The following is a 17,562-nucleotide window of genomic DNA, read 5'->3' as shown; positions in this document are numbered from 1 at the left end:
CTGATCTACGGCTTTGATGCCGCCGATACGATCACCGGCGGAGCTGGCAACGACACCATCAACGCGGAAGAAGGCAGTGACATCATCACTGGCGGTAGCGGCGATGATGTTCTGTATGGTGGCACCGGGAGCGGGAACGATACCTTCATCTACGCCCGTGGTGACGGCAACGACACGGTTGTCGAGTGGCAGAACTCTGGCACGGCGGATAAGCTCGTCCTGCAGGATGTTGACCCGGCCGCGGTGTCGCTGCTGCGCAACGGCAACGACGTCACCCTGGTGATTGCTGAGTCGGAGCCGGGAGCCGGTGACGGTGGCTCCATCCTGCTGGTCGCCAACCTCGAGGAGTGGTACAGCCGGGGGATCGACCAGATCCTCTTCGACGACGGCACCACCTGGACACGGGCCGACCTGCGCAATCTTCTGCTGGCGCAGGAGGTGACAGAAGGTGATGATACGATTATAGGATTCAGCTACGCCGATTATATCGATGCAAAAGGTGGAAACGATATCATTACCGCTGGATCCGGCAATGACACGCTCTACGGCGGCGACGGCAACGATGTTCTCTATGGCGGAGACAGCAATGACCTGCTGTTTGGCGGTGAAGGCGACGACCTGCTGCGTGGAGATGCGGGGACGGATCTAATCGACGGCGGTGCCGGGAACGATACGGCAGACTTCAGCCTGGTTACCGGCGCTCTAGTTGTCGATCTCGTTGCGGGCACGGCGAATACAGAGACGTTGACGTCCATTGAGAATGTTGTCGCCGGCGCTGGCAATGACAGCCTTGTAGGGAACGGAGAAGCCAATCGCCTCGAGGGAGGGAGCGGCGCTGATACTCTACTGGGTGGGGTGGGAGCGGATACTCTTGTCGGTGGAACTGGTGGGGATACCTTCGTCTACACGGACATTCTTGACGCGGGCGATCTGATTGACGGCTTCGATGCGGACAGTTCCGATAACATCAACCTCGATGCTCTTCTCGACGGTCTCAGCATAGCCGATGCCGACCGGGCTGGACGCATCGAGGTGCAGCAAGTTGGTCCCGACCAGGATGCCTTGATCTCGGTGGATACGACCGGCGACGCAGTCTTTGATACTATAGTGGCAACGGTGACCAACGTGACCGGCGTATTGGATCAGAACGATCTGAACCTTGGGGCGCTGGTTTAGCTCGGGACACCACTAAGAACAGGCTCATTGCTTCTTCCGCGGAATGGGAGGAGGTCTCCTTCTGGCACGTCCCTGACATTGGGAGGTAAGCAGAAGGTGTTCGCTCTGCCTCGGTAAGGCGACATTTGGGATCGGGCTGCCCAGAATGTCACCTGATAGCCCTTACCGGACCTGGAAGATTGGCAGGGGGAAGGCGGCTCGTGACCCGAAGGCGATATTCGGCTGGATCAAGCAGCAACGGCGGGAATCGGCCAGGGCCGGACATTCAAGCTAGTCGCAGCGAAGGGCTGAAACGAGCCCAACGTGCAGGATGCTGCAACTCGCTTCGATGACGCCTATGCGCAGGAATCTGTGCTTGCAGACTCCGGTCCGCCAGCCCTTGCCGAGTGGCGCGATGCGTATCATCCCAATCATTCACGCAATTCACGGAGCCTCCCAGAAGCAGAAGTTCATGGAGCGGCCGCTCGGCCATTCAGTTGGACGGGAAAGGATAATACAAATAGAGTCTCTAACTTGGAGTCGAACTGAAAAACGCGGCCGACGAAAGTTATGGGACGGATGGGAGAAAGCTTTAACTACATATCCTTCGGCAATTGGGAAAGGGTCGAGGGGGAGGTCGACGTCATCACCATGAGCCGTGGGCGCATGTTCGAATATACGCCGTCCGACACCGAGAAGCGGCTTGAAGGTCTCGACCCTGCTGCGATTTCCTTCCTGGAGACCCTGCCGACTTTCTTGTGCAGTGAGATCAAACGGAGCGGGGACTCAGTCTCCATGATCATCAAGTACGGGCGGATTTCCAAGGTCACGCCCGGGCGCAAAGAAGTCTCCATGACCTTCGCGCTTCAGATCGATTTTGGCGAAGTGACATTCGATGACATTGAGGCGGCCGGGTCAATCTTTGGCGCGGATCGGTTTCAGTTCTACCGCACGCACTGGGCAGTCCGTGAAGGCGACGCGCAAGAGGTTTTGGACCGATTAGCCAGTCTCAAGCCAGATCTTGCTACTCTCATCCACGAACAAGAGGCGGTCGCTGCTGTCGGTGAAGAAATCCAGCCCCCGCTACGCGACAAGAAGATACTTGGCGTCGCCGATAGTGTGGAGGACTTCCTTCAACTGCTCTACGCCTCGCCGACAAAGGCGGCGACAGAGACCTTCTTCCGGGGGCACAGCGACGCAACCTATGAACTGACGCCGTCATTGCTGCGCAAATGGGATAATGGCGATTGGCAATTCATGCCGAGCGAAGACCGCTTGTGTAAGGAACTTTTGATCGCACATCATGATGAGTTCCAGAGTGATGAGTATTGCTTCGACCGCCTTGTCCGAATGCAGCACTACGGTCTGCCGACGCGGCTACTTGACATCTCCGGCAATCCGCTCGTGGCGTTATTTTTCGCGTGTTCGAGCAAGCTCGACATAGACGGCGAGGTCATCGTATTCCAAGTCGCGTCGGATCGTGTGAAGTACTTTGATTCCGACACCGTCAGCTGTCTTTCGAACCTCTCCAACCTGACCTATGAGCAGAAGAACAAGATCGATCTCAGTCTCGACCAAGACAGCTTCAACAAGGAGGACGTTGTGGGGAAGCTACTTCACCATATCAAGTCAGAGAAAGGCTTTTTCGAGGGCAGAATCATCCCGGACGATCTTGGGTCCATCGTCTGCGTGAAGGCGAAGCGCACCAACACGCGCATCAAATCGCAATCCGGCGCCTTTCTGCTGTTCGGGCACGAGGTGACGTTGCCCGATGCGGGCCAGGACGGGATCGATATCGGTCGGGTCACCGTCCAGAACAAGGAGCACATACTCGAACAGCTCGACCGAATTAATATCAACGCCACAACCGTCTATCCAAGCATTGAACAGACCGGCGCTCATCTGCGGGATCAGCACCGGTCTCCGCAGCCAGTCAAACTGGCCCAGAGCGCTAAGTCCGATGACACTCAAGAGGTTTAATGGGACGGCCTGGGGAGATAGTCTGTTCGCCAGATGCGTTTGCCCGACCCCGCACCACCTGGAAACTGCCATCCCATGTGAGTAACGGTGTCTACGACACCGCACGCCAGTTCGGCAACTTGTGCTTCGACTTGCCGTAGATACGTTGCGTCGATAGGCGCTTCGAACACCTCTTTCTTGCGATTCGCATCGCGGTCGTTCCGCTGGCCAAAGCCGAATGACCGCTTCGAGTCGATTTCGGCCACCACGTCTCAGCGGCAGATGTCTCATCGAATGTCTGCTCCTGGCACTAGACGGAAGTACGCTGTGATCATAGGGCTGTCCGCTCTTGAGGAACAACGGACTTCCCCACCTCCTGCTATGGGCGATTGTTTCTAGCGGCAACCCATGGCGTCGCACAGCGAATTTTCCTCTGTGGGCAGCACGACCGGCTCTGCGAAACCGTTGCCGAGCCATGCCTGACTACGCAAGAGGCCAGCGCGCCTACCAAGTCGGTGCGTCTCTCAGAGTTTGTTGAGTTCAATGTCGATGCGCTCGGCCAACAGCCGGATTCTCTCGTTATACTCCTGGTCAATCTGCTGGCCATCATAGAGCAGCCCATCACTGTCTTTATATTTGATCGAGTAGCTGGTCGGCGAGTAGAAGATGTCGACGACGGCCCTGTGACCACGCACCTGTGCAGAGGCGATGATTTGTCCATCAATTTTCGGGTCGACAAACCAGCGATTGTCCACATCCACATCCACGCAGGCGGTGATGATTGCACTTCTGACCCGGGCAAGGCTTGGAGCCTTAGCTGCGGCGATGCTCACCGGTGCTTCGATCACGTTGTGGATGGGCTGTTTGCGTGCGCAGGCCGAAACCGTAAGGGCAAGGCAAAACGCCGAAGCAACGGAGAACCAGAACTTCATCACCGCCCTCTTACTTGGTGATGCCGGTGAGCATTCTCTTCGATCATTCATAGACTTTTTCGCCCTGCATTGCCGCCCAATCCTGCGCTTCCCCGGCTTGCCCCACGATCATGTCGGCGAAATCCCCAGCGATCTCGCCTTCGCCGTCGTCCATCTCGACAGCCGTGTCGCCTAAGCAATTGGCGCCCTGTTCGATGCCCCATTAGCAGGGGCCTTTGCTGGGGAAGCAGGAGCAACGACTTGCGCGCGTGTCGAAAAGGCCAAGATGGCCAGCAGGTCAGCAATGACGCTGCAAAGTCTCATATCCAGGGTGCAATGGCTTCGGGAACCTTCAGGAGGGAATCGGTCGTGAGTTGAAGCGGTGGTTCGAACCCAATTTAGAGTATTCGGCGGGTCTAGGTTAAGAAAAAAGTGGTTGCATGCCTTCACTCTTAGGCCTGGATTTTGAGCCGTGGCCGTTCGTTGGAACGCCCGACGTGGGTGTTGCCGGGCAGGGCCGGGCGAGGATGTGGTGGTCGCCATGACCGGACTGCCAGAGTTGGCCCGCTGCACCGCATGTCTCGCAGAAGATCGCACCGGCATGCTCCGTCCGGGAGCGTGAACACGTCGAGGCGATTCGGGTTGCTGCGAAGTAGGGGCCAATGGCAAACGCCGAGGCGCACAACGCACTTGAACCGGACACTGAAACGTTGGCAGAGTTGCAGGCGTATTCCGAAGCGGTGAAGACGCGGTTCGCTAAGGCACAGCAAACGAGGTATGAATGCATGAAGGGGTGATACTGCTGGTCAGAGCATGAGCGAGCGCGACAGCAACATTGTGCCATTTCCAGGGCGGCACGGGACCAAGGGGACTGGGCGCCGGGTGGGCGACTCTTTTGGAAAAGGTCTCACTCTAGCAGCGGTGATCATGGTCGCGCTTTTAGTCGCTGCTGCCAATGCCTTCAATCTGACTCTGCCCTAAAGCAGCGGGCTGGCGACGCTATCATCGTCGGCAGCCAATACTTGCTGCTCAATCATCTGCAACTAACGGGAAGCTGCTCACGGCGAGCGCGTTGCCGAACCACTCCGTACAACGCCGAGGCGCCAGAGCCTGTCGGGTGTTTCGCAACCGATTTTGCCGCGCCGCTTGCTTTGAGCGAGCAACCGCGCCGGCATTCCGTGACGTATGCGTTTCTGATCCTCGACCCGCATTGTCGTTGGATATCGCTCGCTGCTCGATGCGCGGTTTCCCGCCTCTAGCTCGGCCAAGCCGGCCACAAGTAGTTCGCGGTTAGGATGCCGGGTGGTTCGGCTCGCGGGGGGAGTCGACGGGCCGGTGGCGCACAATCAAAGGTCGAATAACCTGGACGGAACTTCTTCGGTTCGTGTAATAATGTCAGGGCTTGGTGTAGTCTCAAGAAGGGGCCTCAGGAAATGCGCCATGTCGTCTTTGTTCTGTGCTTCGCCGGCTTCCTCGGCGGATGTGCCATCGGCAACAGCCATCGCTATGATTTGGGTGATGCGGATTTAAAGGTCGAGTCCGACAAGTCCGTCGCGGTCGCGGTTGTCGATCTTAGGCCCTACGTGCTCTCCGGCGAGAAAGAGCCGCGCTTTTCGGGCTTGTTCCGCGGTGGTTTTGGAAACCCCTTCGACGTGACGACAGATAGCGGGCGCCCCCTGACTGAGGATTTGAGCCAGTCGGTCGTCACGGCCCTTAAGCGCAGCGGCGTCGATGCGGTGACCGTGGCGGTTGCTCCCAAGACCGCGACGGCGGAGGCGCGAGCTTTGGTGCAGGCATCCGGAGCAGACCGCTGTGCTCTCCTGCAAGTCAGGGAGTGGAAGTCAGACACCTATTTCAATACCGGCCTCACCTATGACTTGACGCTCGATGTGCTTGCCGGCGATGGCACGCTGCTCGCCAGCAAGGAGATCCAGGGTCACGACAATCTTGGCCCCGCCGGAGTGCCGGGTGATGCCCGGGTACAGGTGGAAAGGGCTGTAAAGGAAAAGCTCGAGACCCTCTTTGCAAACCCTGACATCAAGAATGCTGTGGAATGATAGGGTCCCAGCGCCATTGCGGCAGGGGCCTCGAGACGGCGCCTCGACCGATACAATTGTATTCGAAGCTGTCGTGTGAGCCGGGCCGCCTCATTGCAGGATGGGTCCAGGGGGGCGTCGGGCAGTCCCAGGGAGGGATTTTGGATGCCCTCTTCGAACTACGGCAGCGGGTCGGGAACAGGAGAAAAACCGGGAGAATCAGGGCCGATGCCGGCGCGGCTTCGGCCCCATTGCGCAAGGCGGCCGGCGAGATACAGTCAACGCTAAAACATGCTTCCGGACACCCCTCATAGCAGCTATAGATTGAGAACGAATTGCTGATATACGGGGGTTGATCAGTGCGGGGACGCAAGGTCCATCACGATCTCAGGCGGTGCCCAGGAGGCCCCCCTTGCCATGGCGGTCACGCCGTGGCAACCACGGGTTATCCTGGGTTATGACGGCGCGGCGCAGCGTTGAGCTGGCGGTTTCCTGCTGGTCTGCATGGGCGCCTGGTCTGCCTGACCGTGTCAGCTGGGATGCTTGGGCCTCCGGGGAGCGCGAGATATCCGGTGCGGTTGATCCGGATGTCTCCTTTGTCAAGCCGCTGCTGCGCCGGCGGCTGAGCCCGCTCAACAGAATGGCTTTCCACGTTGCGTCAGCCTGCCTATCCGGGGACCAAGCCCCTTTCTGTGTCTTTTGCTCCAGATATGGCGAATACGCGCGGGCCTTTGAGATTCTGAACAGCATGGCGGAGGGCGAACCGGTCTCTCCGAACGCCTTCAGCCTCTCAGTTCACAACACTGTCTCCAGTCTCTTCTCGATCAGCCGCCAGGACAGGACCCACTCCACTGCCATTGCGGCGGGCGAGGCAACCCTGGAAGCCGGCTTCCTGGAAGCCTGCGGGCTGTTGGCAGAAGCGCCGCAGGCATCGGCCCTTCTCGTCTACTATGATGAACCGCTGCCGGCGTTCTACGTGGGTCAGACAGACGCCATACAGGTGAGCGCGGCGCTCGCTATGCTGCTCCGACGGCCGCAGCCTTCATCGCCACAGGACATGACATTGCGGCTGTCCTGGGACACCCGACCGCGAACGGAGGCGTGCGGATCCGCGCCGATCAATTCTGCGCTGCGCCTGGCGCGCTTGCTGACAGAGGCCGAGACAGAATCCGAATTCGCCGACGGGCGTCTGACGTGGACCTGGAGCCGGCATGTCGCGGGGCATTGATTACTATTGGCGCCTTGCCGGCACAGGATTCAGTTTCGCGACTTTTGGCTTAGGGGGCCTTCTGCTCGGCCTGATGCTGTTCCCGGCGATTCATCTCGTGTCATCCGGGCGGCCGATTGCCGAGCGGCGCTGCCAATACTGTGTCCACCTCTCGTTTCGCGCCTTTATCTGGCTGATGCAGAGCTTGGGCGTGCTGTCCTATGAAATCGACGGACGGGACAGGCTCGTCCGGTCCGACGCCAATCTCATTGTCGCGAATCATCCTTCCTTAATAGATATCGTATTCATTGTCAGCATGTTGCCCCACGCGCTCTGCGTCGTGAAGAAGGCGGCTTGGTCCAATCCGTTCATGGCCGGCATCATGTGGGCAACCGGTTATATCCCGAATGACGATCCGGAAACGCTCATCGCCAGCTGTGTTCGCAGCCTCGAGGAAGGCAAGCGGCTGGTAGTCTTTCCGGAAGGTACCCGCACTGTCCCGGGCCTGCCGATGAAGCTGAAGCGTGGGGCTGCCACAATTATCGTGCGCAGCGAGCAGCCCTTCGTGCCGATCAGGATCAGTTGCCAGCCGACGACCCTGACGAAGGCGGAGAAGTGGTACCAGATTCCAGCAAAACGGGTGCATTTTCGCATAGAGATTAATGACAGCGTAGATGTCGGCGGCCGCCTCATCGAAGGCGAGCGTATCAGCAAGGCCAACCGCCGCGTCAGCCGCGTCTTACAGGAGGTTTTGACCAGTGGATAGTAGAGCAGGTAGCTGATGCTTGTTGACGACATCAAAGCCTTGATCATCGACGTGCTTGACCTGGAGGATATTGCTCCAGCCGATATCGACGCCGCCGAGGCCCTGTTCGGTGATGGGCTCGGGTTGGATTCAATTGATGCCCTCGAACTCGGCATCGCGCTCCAAAAGCGGTATGAGCTGCGCATCGACATCGAGAATGACGATATGCGGAAGCATTTTTTTTCGGTCGACACGCTAGCCGAGTTCGTAGAGGAGAGGCGGCAGCTATGATGAACACCACCACGCTATCTCGGGAGTCGATCCTCGCCGAGCTGCAACGCATCCTCGTCGAGCAGTTCGAATTAGATCACCAGGCAATTACCCCCGATGCCCATCTCTACCAGGACCTCGACATCGACAGCATTGACGCGGTCGACCTGATGGTCGAGTTGAAAGAGCTGACAGGGCGCAAGCTCGATCCTGAAACCTTCAAGCAAGTGCGCACGGTGGGGGATGTGGTCGAAGCCCTCTATGATCTTCTGCGAACCTAAGGCGTGTATTTCAGTGCGCTGGGGTATTCTCTTCGGGGCGGTTCTCCTGGCCTATCCGCTGTTGGTTTATCTCGGTCTCACCTACTTCGAGCCTCGGATTATCGCGTTGCTGGTGGTGCTTGTGGCAATTGCGCGCTTTGTGTTCGCTTCCGGCGGCCGCGGCGGCGGCTTGGCACCGCATCTTCTCATGGTCTTGGGTGTCGCCGTCGTTATCGGATTCCTAGCGATCCTGAGCAACTCTGCCGACTATCTGCGCTATTACCCGGTCTGCATGAACGTTCTCATGTTCACGCTCTTTGTCGTCAGCCTGCTGCGGCCGCCCTCCATGATTGAGCGCTTTGCCCGTATCACGGAACCCGACCTGCCCCCGGCAGGAGTGCGCTATACACGTCAGGTGACCAAAATCTGGTGCGCCTTCTTCGTTCTGAACGGCAGTATAGCGCTTTACAGCTGTGTCGCGGCGAGCATCGAATTCTGGACGATCTACAATGGTGCGGTCGCCTACATTCTCATGGGTGGCCTTTTGGCAGGAGAGTATGCCTTCCGCATCTGGTGGAGACGGGGGGATTCCCCGAATTGAATTGTTGATGGACAGCTTCATCCCGATTTCCAGACTGCTTGCGGGCGGACGCCCTCCCGATCATCCCGTCGCGTACAGCGTCAGGGGACTGGAGACCTGGGAAGCCTTTCAGGGTGCCGTCCGCGGACTTGGCCGCCGCCTTGAGGCGGCCGAAGGGCGAAACTGGCTGATCGTGTGCGAAGATGCCTACGCTCTTGCTGTGGCGCTGTTGGCCGCTCTCCATGGAGGCCGCCGCGTGGTGTTCCCCGCGAACCTTCAGGAGGGCCACCTGGCCGAACTGGCCGCCAAGGTTGAAGGAGTGCTCGCCATGAGCGCTGCGGGCCTGCCGGAGGGGAAAGTTCTGGAGGTCTTCGCAGACGGCGAGGAGGACAAGGACTGGTCTTTTGGCGAGCTCGACGCCGAGGCTTGTGAGATTGAGCTCCACACCTCCGGCTCCACCGGCCGGCCGGAGGCCGTCTTAAAGCCGCTCAGATGTCTGGAATCAGAGGTCGAGGTCCTGGAGGCCATCTTTGGCTCGACCGGCGCTGAGAGCGTTCTGGCGACGGTGCCGGCCTATCACATCTACGGTTTGCTGTTCCGCGTGCTGTGGCCGCTGTCGTCCGGCCGGACGTTGGAGGCGCAGGCCATCGCCTTTCCGGAAGAACTGATTGCCCTGGCGGCGCAACGACCCGCCCCGGCGTTGGTCTCCAGCCCGGCATTCCTGAGGCGCGCTCTGCCGATTTTGGATCTGCAGGAACTCGGCCGGTATCTGCGTGGGGCCTTCTCTTCGGGTGGCCCGCTGCCGCCAGACGTCGCGGCGGCTTACAACACCGTACTGGATTGCGACATTGTCGAGGTCTATGGCAGTACCGAGACGGGCGGTATCGCGCGCCGGGTTGTCGTCGACGCCGTAGCGCCGCCGCCCTGGGCGCCGATGCCGGGTGTGGCGGTGGGCCTTGCCGAAGATGGCCAAACCATTACCGTCCGCTCCCCTTTTCTGGCAACCGACGGGGTCTTCGAGACCGGTGATCACGGGGAGATCCTGGCGGATGGCAGATTCGTCTTGCGGGGGCGCAAAGACCGAATCGTCAAACTGGAGGAGCGGCGGGTCTCTCTGATTGAGATCGAAGAGCGGCTTAGAAGACACGACGAGGTCATCGACGTGCGGGTACTGCCTCTCGAAGCAAGCGGCGCCCGCACGACTTTGGGCGCCGTCGTGGTTCCCTCCGAGCAAGGCTGGTTGCTCATCGAATCGACGGGAAAGCGTACCTTGCGTGAACGGCTTCACCGAGCCTTAAAGCCCCATCTGGAGACATTGGCATTGCCTCGCCGCTGGCGCTTTGTGCGTCGTCTGCCTGAGTCGGCGCAGGGAAAGATAACCGCCGCGGCCCTCGCGGATCTATTCCAAGGTACCTATGGTCGCCGCACCGAGCCCGAAATTACGGGGCAGATAAGCGATGCGGCGCGCGTCACCCTTGGGATGCGCCTCGACCCGAAGCTGATCTACTTCGATGGTCACTTTGAAGCAGCCGCCATCCTGCCGGGCGTGGCACAGGTCGACTGGGCAATCCAGCAGGCACGAAAGTGGTTTTCCATCCGCGGGCCCTTTCAGCGTATTGAGGCGCTGAAGTTCTTTCATGTGATTCCCGCTGGGGCATGCGTTGAGATGGCGCTCGAATTCGACGCCGAAAAGGGCCGCCTCACATTTCAATATCGCCGGGGCGATGTGACTCATTCTTCGGGTCGAATCAGATTCGAGCCGGCGTCATGAGCTTGCACCTGTGCTTCATCATCCCAGTCTATAATCATGCAGCCGAAGCGTCGATGCTGATTGACCGCCTTCAGCCGTTCGGACACCAGGTGATCCTGGTCAATGATGCAAGCGAGCCGGTGCAGACAGAAGTGCTGCGCCGCCTTGCGGCGGGCCGTGGTTGGGTCCACCTCGTGGAACATCATAAGAACGGCGGCAAAGGGGCAGCTGTAAAAACCGGCTTAAAGGAGGCTGTTGCACGCGGCTTCACCCATGCCCTGCAAATTGATGCCGACGGACAGCATGATACCGCGGACGTTCCCAAGCTCATATCCCTCGCGCAGCAGCATCCCTCGGCGGTCATAGCCGGCCAGCCAATTTTCGACGATTCAATCCCGCGCAGCCGGTTGTTCGCGCGCTATTTGACGCATGTCTGGGTCTGGGTCGAGACGCTTTCATTCGTGATCCGGGATTCAATGTGCGGGTTTCGGATTTATCCGCTGACGAGTGTCGCCCAGCTCTTGCACACGTCGCATTTGGGATCACGCATGGACTTTGATCCGGAGATCCTGGTTCGGCTCTACTGGATGGGAGTCGAGGTGATCTCGATGCCAACCCGGGTGACGTATCCGGAAGGGGGGAAATCGCATTTCAGAATGGTGGAGGACAATCTCCTCATCACCCGCATGCACACCCGACTTTTTTTCGGCATGCTGTGGCGCGCACCGATGCTGCTTAGCCGAAAGCCGTCAATCGGCGCCCCTTCGCGCTCAGGCGAGAGTGAGCGCTAGATGACAAGCACGAAGTCAGCGAGCCGCACCCGTCATTGGGCCCAGTTGGAAGAGAAGGGTGTCTACCTAGGGCTTCGTGTCATGCTCTTCAGCTACCAGGTCCTCGGGCGGGCCGGCTTCTCGCTGCTGCTCTATCCGGTCATGGCATACTTCTTCCTGGCCGGCGGCAATGCGCGGCGGGCCTCTCTCGACTATCTGCGGGCCGTCTACACTCAGCCGGAAGGAAAGCAGAAGCTGGTTACGGCGCCGGGTTGGCGCCAGTCATTTGCTCACTTCATGGCGTTCGGCGAGGCGATCCTCGACAAGCTTCTGGCCTGGACCGGACGGATCGGACTTGATGCGGTCGACTTCGAGAATATCGAACTTTTCGAGGAACTTCAGAGGTCGGGACAAGGGGGCGTGCTGATCACCTCTCACTTCGGCAATGCCGAAGTTTGCCGTGCTCTCGGGACCCGGAAGGCAAATCTCAAGATCAATGTCTTGGTGCACACCAAGCATGCAGCGAACTTTAACCGGCTTATGCGCGAGCAAAGCGGGCAGTCGACGGTCTCCCTGATCGAGACGACGGAAGTGGGGCCGGAAACGGCTATGATGCTCCGTGAACGGATCGAAATGGGCGAATTCATCGTGATCGTTGGAGACAGAACGCCGGTCAGTCTTTCCGGGCGCCACAGCTATGCCCCCTTTCTCGGCCGCCGGGCGCCCTTTCCCCAGGGGCCCTATGTTCTGGCAGCGCTCATGAAATGTCCTGTGCAGTTATTGTTCTGCTTTAAGGAGAACGGGCGCTTCCGGGTTGTCTTTGAACCTTTCTCACAAGGTATCAAGCTGCCACGAAAGGAACGCGCGGCGTCCCTGGAAAGCCTCGTCGGTGCATTTGCCAAGAGGCTTGAATGCTACTGTCTGAGGCAACCCTATCAGTGGTTCAATTTTTTTGACTTCTGGCGCCAGGACCAGGCGGAGCCAGTGGCGAAGAGTCGGAAGGACCGACCATGAGACCTGGAGGTATACCGAGCCCTGTGCAGCGCGAGATCCTGGTCCGGAAGATGCATGCGGACGGCGAAGTGGCGTGGGCGCCGGTTCGCGTTTGCCTGCGCCAGCAAGGTGGCGTGAACGGCGCCAAGGCTATTCGCAATGCGTAAATCAGATAAGACGCTTCCCGAGGCCGAGGTGCGGCTTACCGTTCCCTTCCACGATGTGGACGTCATGGAAATCGTCTGGCATGGCCATTACGCGAAATACTTCGAAATTGCCCGCTGTGCTCTGCTCGACAAGGTCGCCTATAACTACCTCGAGATGAAGGCCTCAGGCTACGCGTGGCCCATCATCGAGCTGAAAACGCGCTACATCAAGCCGGCGAGGTTTGGGCAGGATATCCTCGTCAGGGCGCGGATCGCCGAATACGAGCTGCGACTGAAGATCGACTACCTCATCGTCGACGCGGAGACCGGCAATCGGCTGACGAGGGGGCATACTGTACAGGTCGCTGTCGATCTGGAGCGCCAGGAACTGTTGCTCACCTCGCCGCCCGTTCTGTTGGAGAAGTTGGGGATGCTCCCGTGATGCAGATTCTTTCCCGCGCGATGGTCCTCCTTTTCCTTCTCGTCGCTCCCCGGGCGGAGGCCGATACATCCCAGGAAGACCTCTTTGCTGCCATGAGCGAGCGCTTGGAGCACCAGGGGCTGCTGCGATCGACTTTTCGGCAGGAACGCAGCTTGCAGATCTTGCAGCGCCCCTTGCGATCCAGCGGGCGCATGGTGCTGCGCGAGGGCGAAGGCATCCTTTGGTTGGTCGAGGAGCCGCATGCGGTTGCCTACCTCATTCGCTCGGGAGAAGTCCTGGAGTGGGAGGGCGAGGGCGCTCCGCGCCGGATTGCCATGGCTTCCGTCCCCGCCTTTCGCCTCCTGACAGAGATGTTCCTGGCGGCGCTGGCCGGAAACCCGGTGGCGCTCCAGGAAGGTTTCCGGGCAGAGAAGCTCTCTGCCGACGAGGGTTGGCGACTTCGGCTCACGCCGAGATCGGACGAACTGGCCGGGCTGATCGCGAGCCTTGAGATCGCGGGCGATCGTTACGTGGAGGAGGTTCACCTTCAAGAGGTCAAGGGCGACGCCGTCACTTTCCACTTCAGTGATTTCAGCACCGAGCCGACCGATCTGGATGCAACGGAAGAATCATACTTTGCGCAGTAGCATCGCGGCATTCCTATGGCTGCTCGTTATTGCAGCGGCTGGAGTCTGGCTGTTGAGCCGCCTTTCTGCTGGGTCCGTCATCAACGCTGATCTCCTGACTCTGCTGCCAGAACCGGCGCGCGAGCCGGCCGTCCAGGCGATGGCCGAACGGGTTCACGAGGCTGCTGAGCGCAAGCTCATCTTCATGGTATCCGCGGATGGCGAAGAAAGAGCGCGCCAAGCAGCCGAACACCTCACCCGGCACCTTTCCGACAGCGGCCTATTCGCCCGCCTCGAGGCGCGGCGGAACCAGTCGCTGCTGTCGAGCCTCGGCAGCTTCTACTTTCCTTACCGGTTCCAGTTGCTGAGTCCGCCGACCCGCGAAGAGTTGAAGGCCGGCCGGCAGGAAACCTTCGAGCGTCGCGTTTTGTCGCGCTATCTAAACCCGCTCGGCGGGCTCAATTCGGATCTGATTGCGGCCGATCCCTTGCTGGTGCTCCCGGATTTCCTCGCATCCCTTGCGCCAAAGAGCGCCACCAACTTGGGGCTCGACGAGGGCTACCTCACGGTCCGGGAAGCCGATAGAAGCCATATTCTGGTGCTGGGCGAGCTCGCGTCCTCGCCGTTTTCCATGCAGCTTCAAGACACTCTGTCGTCCCGGCTCGCGAATATCAGGGCTCAGCTTTCTGAGTCATACCCTGGTACCACCCTTGCCCTAGCGGGCGTCTTCCCCCACGCTGCGGCCGGCACGATTGCGGCCCGCCAAGAGGTATCCACGGTGGGCGTCGGTTCGCTTCTGGGTGTCATGCTGCTGTTCGTGATTGTTTTTCGCTCGCTTCGCCCCTTCTTCTTTGCAGCATTGACGGTCATTGTGGGCTGCATCGGAGGCTTTGCCGTTTGCCTGGCCGTATTCGGACAGGTCCATCTCATGACCCTCGTCTTCGGGGCCAGCCTGGTTGGCATCTCCGTTGACTATGCGCTGCATTATTTCTGCGAGCGCTTGGCTCTGGACGACACGGCTTCCTCGGCTTTGGTAGTGCGGCGGGTGTTCTCCGGCATAACCCTTGGTCTGGTGACGAGCATCGTCGGGTTCGTGGGCATCTTGGTTGCGCCATTTCCTGGACTAAGGGAAATGGCTGTCTTCTCGAGTGTCGGGTTGACGTGTGCGTGGCTCTGCGTCGTCGTACTTTACCCAGTGGTCCCCCAAGCGATCCCCCAGCAAGGAAACGCAGCACTACGGTGGGCGGCCGCGTACGGCCGCTTCTGGGAGCGGGGCGGCAGACACACGGTCTGGGTTGTGGTGTTGCTTCTAATTCTGTCAGCTCTCGCCTGTCTGAGGCTCTTGCCGCTCGATGACTTTCGCCTCCTCCAAACGCGTAATCCGCATGTACAGGAGGAGGAGGAGCGTGTGCGCTCTCTTCTGGGGCAGGATTATGCAAGCCAATTCTTCCTGATTTTTGCTGAAGATCAGACGGCCTTGCTGGAGCGCGAGGAGGATCTGATCGACGACCTTGCACCCCTGCTCCAGGACGGAAGTTTGGCGGATTTGACGGCACTCTCGCGCTTTGTCCCGTCGCCGGGACGCCAGTCTGAAAACCGCGAACTACTCCGCCTGTTGCTCACGCCGCAAAGTACCCTCTTTCCGAATTTGATAGAGACGGTCGGGCTGCCTGGGGGCGCGCGCGAGGCTTTTGCTTCGGCTCTTGATGAGAGCGAGGCGAGCCCCCCGTTGACGCTCGAAGCCTGGCTTACCAGCCCCGTTTCTGAACCTTTCCGGCATCTCTGGCTGGGGACAGAAGATCAGGCGGCGTCGGTGGTGACTCTCTCAGGGGTGCAGGATGTCGCGGCCCTGGAAGCGATCGCTGAGGGTCGGGACGGTGTCGCTTTCGTGGATCGGATCGGGGACTTTTCGGAGATTTTCAGCAGCTACCGCAATCAGACCTTCTGGTTGACGATTGTGTCCTACGTCGTGGTTGCGCTGCTGCTGGTGTGGCGCTACGGGCTGAAGGGCGCGGCAAGTGTCATTGCGGTCCCTCTGGCAGCGGCCCTGGTGGCATTCGGGTCTCTCGGGCTCCTCGCAGAGCCGATCAGTCTCTTCAACGTGATGGCGCTTCTCCTTGTTCTGGGGATTGGGGTCGATTATGGCATCTTTTTTAGGGAGGCGAGAGGTGTGAGAGCGGCGACGCTGCTGGCCGTCGCCATGTCCGCGGCAACGACCGTGCTCGCGTTCGGACTGCTCTCGGCTTCCTCCACCATGGCGGTGCATTCCTTTGGTCTGACGCTGCTCATCGGCATCGCCGCGGCTTTTCTTCTTTCCCCACTCAGCGCGGTTGTCTTTCCACCGACTTTGTCGCTTGCGACAGCAGGAGCCGGTCATGAGCCTAGCTGAAAGCTGTGATGTCGCGGTGGTTGGCGCCGGTCCGGCCGGTGCGGTTGCTGCGGCTATCCTGGCGCGCAAGGGCTACGAGGTGGTAGTGCTCGAGCGGCAGACATTCCCTCGTTTCTCTATCGGCGAAAGCCTCTTGCCGCAATGCATGGTCTTCCTGGACGAGGCCGGGATGACAGGCATGGTGGAGGCGGCAGGCTTCCAGTTGAAGGATGGCGCGGCATTCGACAGAGGTGGTCTGCGTTCATCTTTTGATTTTTCGGACAAGACGGCAGAAGGCAGGTCGACAACCTTCCAGGTCCAACGCGCACGTTTCGACAAGATCCTGGCGGATGAGGCTGAGAAGGTGGGGGCTGCTGTCCACTATCGGCATGAGATCGTTGACGCGCGCTTCACTGACGAGGCTGCTTATCTCATCCATGTGGACGAGGAGAACACCAGATCGAGCCTCAAGTGCCGTTATTGCCTGGATGCGAGCGGCTTCGGCAAGTCGCTTTCCGGCCTGCTTGGCCTCGATCAGCCCAGCGCCGGTGGCGAGCGGACCTCAATATTCACGCACATCCGCGACGGTGCGGCGGCGGAGGCGATGGATCGGAACAAGATCCTAATCACCGTGCATCCGGTTCACCACGATGTCTGGTTCTGGCTGATTCCATTTTCTGATGGGACCTCCTCGCTCGGCGTGGTCGGGCCCGGGCCCTACTTTTCCGGATATTCTGGGGATCCACTCTCCGACCTGCGTGCGATTGTCGCGGAAACCGGCCTGCTCGGCGATATTGTTCGGACGGCGTCTTTCGACTTACCGGTACGCCGTGTCTCAGGGTACGCGTCCCGTGTTTCCCGCCTATACGGACCGCGCTTTGCTTTGCTGGGCAATGCCGGTGGATTCATAGACCCGGTTTTTTCCTCCGGCGTCACGATTGCCTTGAAATCAGCATCGCTCGCGGCAGCAGCGGTCGACCGGGAGCTGAGCGGCGGGAAGGTTGACTGGGAGCACGAATTCGCGGCACCTCTCAATCTCGGCGTCGAAACGTTTCGGCAGTTCGTCTCGGCATGGTACGACACAAGCCTTCAGGACATCATCTTTGCCAAAGCCCCCAATCCTCGGATCAGGCGCATGATCTGCTCCATCCTCGCGGGCTATGCCTGGGACTCGTCGAATCCCTACGTTGTGCAACCGCGCCGGCGCCTTGCCGCCCTTTCCGAGATGTGCAGGCAGCAGCGATGAATGGCCTTCGCCTCCTGGTCCTCGTACTGTTACTCGGTGGTTGTGCCCAGTCGGGTTCGCCGCGGGCAGTACAGCCTCTTCTTGGCACGCCTTTGCCGCCCGAGAGCCTTGGATATCGA

General features: G+C 59.7%; 16 protein-coding genes. 15 read left to right on the top strand and 1 reads right to left on the bottom strand.

The window, feature by feature from the left end:
- Both WDC82_RS01930 and WDC82_RS01925 read left to right on the top strand, forming a co-directional pair.
- The coding region (locus WDC82_RS01930) for a calcium-binding protein (RefSeq protein WP_340115560.1) at positions 1–1,176 on the top strand (1,176 nt) is incomplete at its 5' end.
- 558 nt (positions 1,177–1,734) lie between these two features.
- A complete protein-coding gene (locus WDC82_RS01925; protein WP_340115559.1) occupies positions 1,735–3,135 on the top strand; it encodes an FRG domain-containing protein in 1,401 nt (466 codons plus the stop codon).
- 503 nt (positions 3,136–3,638) lie between these two features.
- On the opposite strand, the gene WDC82_RS01920 is transcribed toward WDC82_RS01925, so the two are convergent.
- On the bottom strand, positions 3,639–4,046 hold the full coding sequence (locus WDC82_RS01920) for a hypothetical protein (RefSeq protein ID WP_340115558.1): 408 nt from the start codon (positions 4,044–4,046) through the stop codon (positions 3,639–3,641).
- Between the two features lie 1,412 nt (positions 4,047–5,458).
- Here WDC82_RS01920 and WDC82_RS01915 point away from each other — a divergent pair.
- From WDC82_RS01915 to WDC82_RS01855, 13 genes are all read left to right on the top strand, one after another.
- Entirely contained in the window at positions 5,459–6,082 is a 624-nt protein-coding gene (locus WDC82_RS01915; protein WP_340115557.1) for a hypothetical protein, read from the top strand.
- Positions 6,083–6,518: 436 nt separating this feature from the next.
- Positions 6,519–7,289: a beta-ketoacyl synthase chain length factor gene (locus WDC82_RS01910; RefSeq protein ID WP_340115556.1), complete on the top strand. Its 771-nt coding sequence runs from the start codon at positions 6,519–6,521 to the stop codon at positions 7,287–7,289.
- Positions 7,273–8,034: a lysophospholipid acyltransferase family protein gene (locus tag WDC82_RS01905; protein ID WP_340115555.1), complete on the top strand. Its 762-nt coding sequence runs from the start codon at positions 7,273–7,275 to the stop codon at positions 8,032–8,034. Before WDC82_RS01910 ends, WDC82_RS01905 begins: the two co-directional genes overlap by 17 nt.
- Positions 8,035–8,049: 15 nt before the next feature.
- A complete protein-coding gene (locus WDC82_RS01900; protein WP_340115554.1) occupies positions 8,050–8,304 on the top strand; it encodes a phosphopantetheine-binding protein in 255 nt (84 codons plus the stop codon).
- Complete coding sequence (locus tag WDC82_RS01895; RefSeq protein ID WP_340115553.1) at positions 8,301–8,564, top strand: acyl carrier protein; 264 nt, start codon at positions 8,301–8,303, stop codon at positions 8,562–8,564. The genes WDC82_RS01900 and WDC82_RS01895 overlap by 4 nt, the downstream gene beginning before the upstream one ends.
- A complete protein-coding gene (locus tag WDC82_RS01890; RefSeq protein WP_340115552.1) occupies positions 8,545–9,144 on the top strand; it encodes a septation protein IspZ in 600 nt (199 codons plus the stop codon). The genes WDC82_RS01895 and WDC82_RS01890 overlap by 20 nt, the downstream gene beginning before the upstream one ends.
- A 7-nt stretch (positions 9,145–9,151) precedes the next feature.
- Positions 9,152–10,894 (top strand): AMP-binding protein, encoded by a 1,743-nt coding sequence (locus WDC82_RS01885; RefSeq protein ID WP_340115551.1) that lies wholly within the window; start codon positions 9,152–9,154, stop codon positions 10,892–10,894.
- Positions 10,891–11,664, top strand: a complete 774-nt coding sequence (locus WDC82_RS01880) for a glycosyltransferase family 2 protein (RefSeq protein ID WP_340115550.1) — start codon at positions 10,891–10,893, stop codon at positions 11,662–11,664. Before WDC82_RS01885 ends, WDC82_RS01880 begins: the two co-directional genes overlap by 4 nt.
- Complete coding sequence (locus WDC82_RS01875) at positions 11,665–12,657, top strand: hypothetical protein (protein ID WP_340115549.1); 993 nt, start codon at positions 11,665–11,667, stop codon at positions 12,655–12,657.
- Between the two features lie 138 nt (positions 12,658–12,795).
- On the top strand, positions 12,796–13,224 hold the full coding sequence (locus tag WDC82_RS01870) for an acyl-CoA thioesterase (RefSeq protein WP_340115548.1): 429 nt from the start codon (positions 12,796–12,798) through the stop codon (positions 13,222–13,224).
- Positions 13,224–13,850: an outer membrane lipoprotein carrier protein LolA gene (locus WDC82_RS01865; RefSeq protein WP_340115547.1), complete on the top strand. Its 627-nt coding sequence runs from the start codon at positions 13,224–13,226 to the stop codon at positions 13,848–13,850. Before WDC82_RS01870 ends, WDC82_RS01865 begins: the two co-directional genes overlap by 1 nt.
- Positions 13,851–13,902: 52 nt before the next feature.
- The gene (locus WDC82_RS01860; protein ID WP_340115546.1) at positions 13,903–16,218 is read left to right on the top strand and encodes an MMPL family transporter; all 2,316 of its coding nucleotides are present in this window, start codon (positions 13,903–13,905) and stop codon (positions 16,216–16,218) included.
- On the top strand, positions 16,205–17,443 hold the full coding sequence (locus tag WDC82_RS01855; protein ID WP_340115545.1) for a tryptophan 7-halogenase: 1,239 nt from the start codon (positions 16,205–16,207) through the stop codon (positions 17,441–17,443). The genes WDC82_RS01860 and WDC82_RS01855 overlap by 14 nt, the downstream gene beginning before the upstream one ends.
- The last annotated feature ends 119 nt before the right edge of the window (positions 17,444–17,562 follow it).

Origin of the sequence: Pelagibius sp. 7325 (assembly GCF_037652055.1) — a bacterium.
GTDB lineage: Bacteria > Pseudomonadota > Alphaproteobacteria > Kiloniellales > Kiloniellaceae > Pelagibius.
Note: the sequence above shows the minus strand (reverse complement) of the source record. Positions and strands in the feature narration are given on the sequence as shown.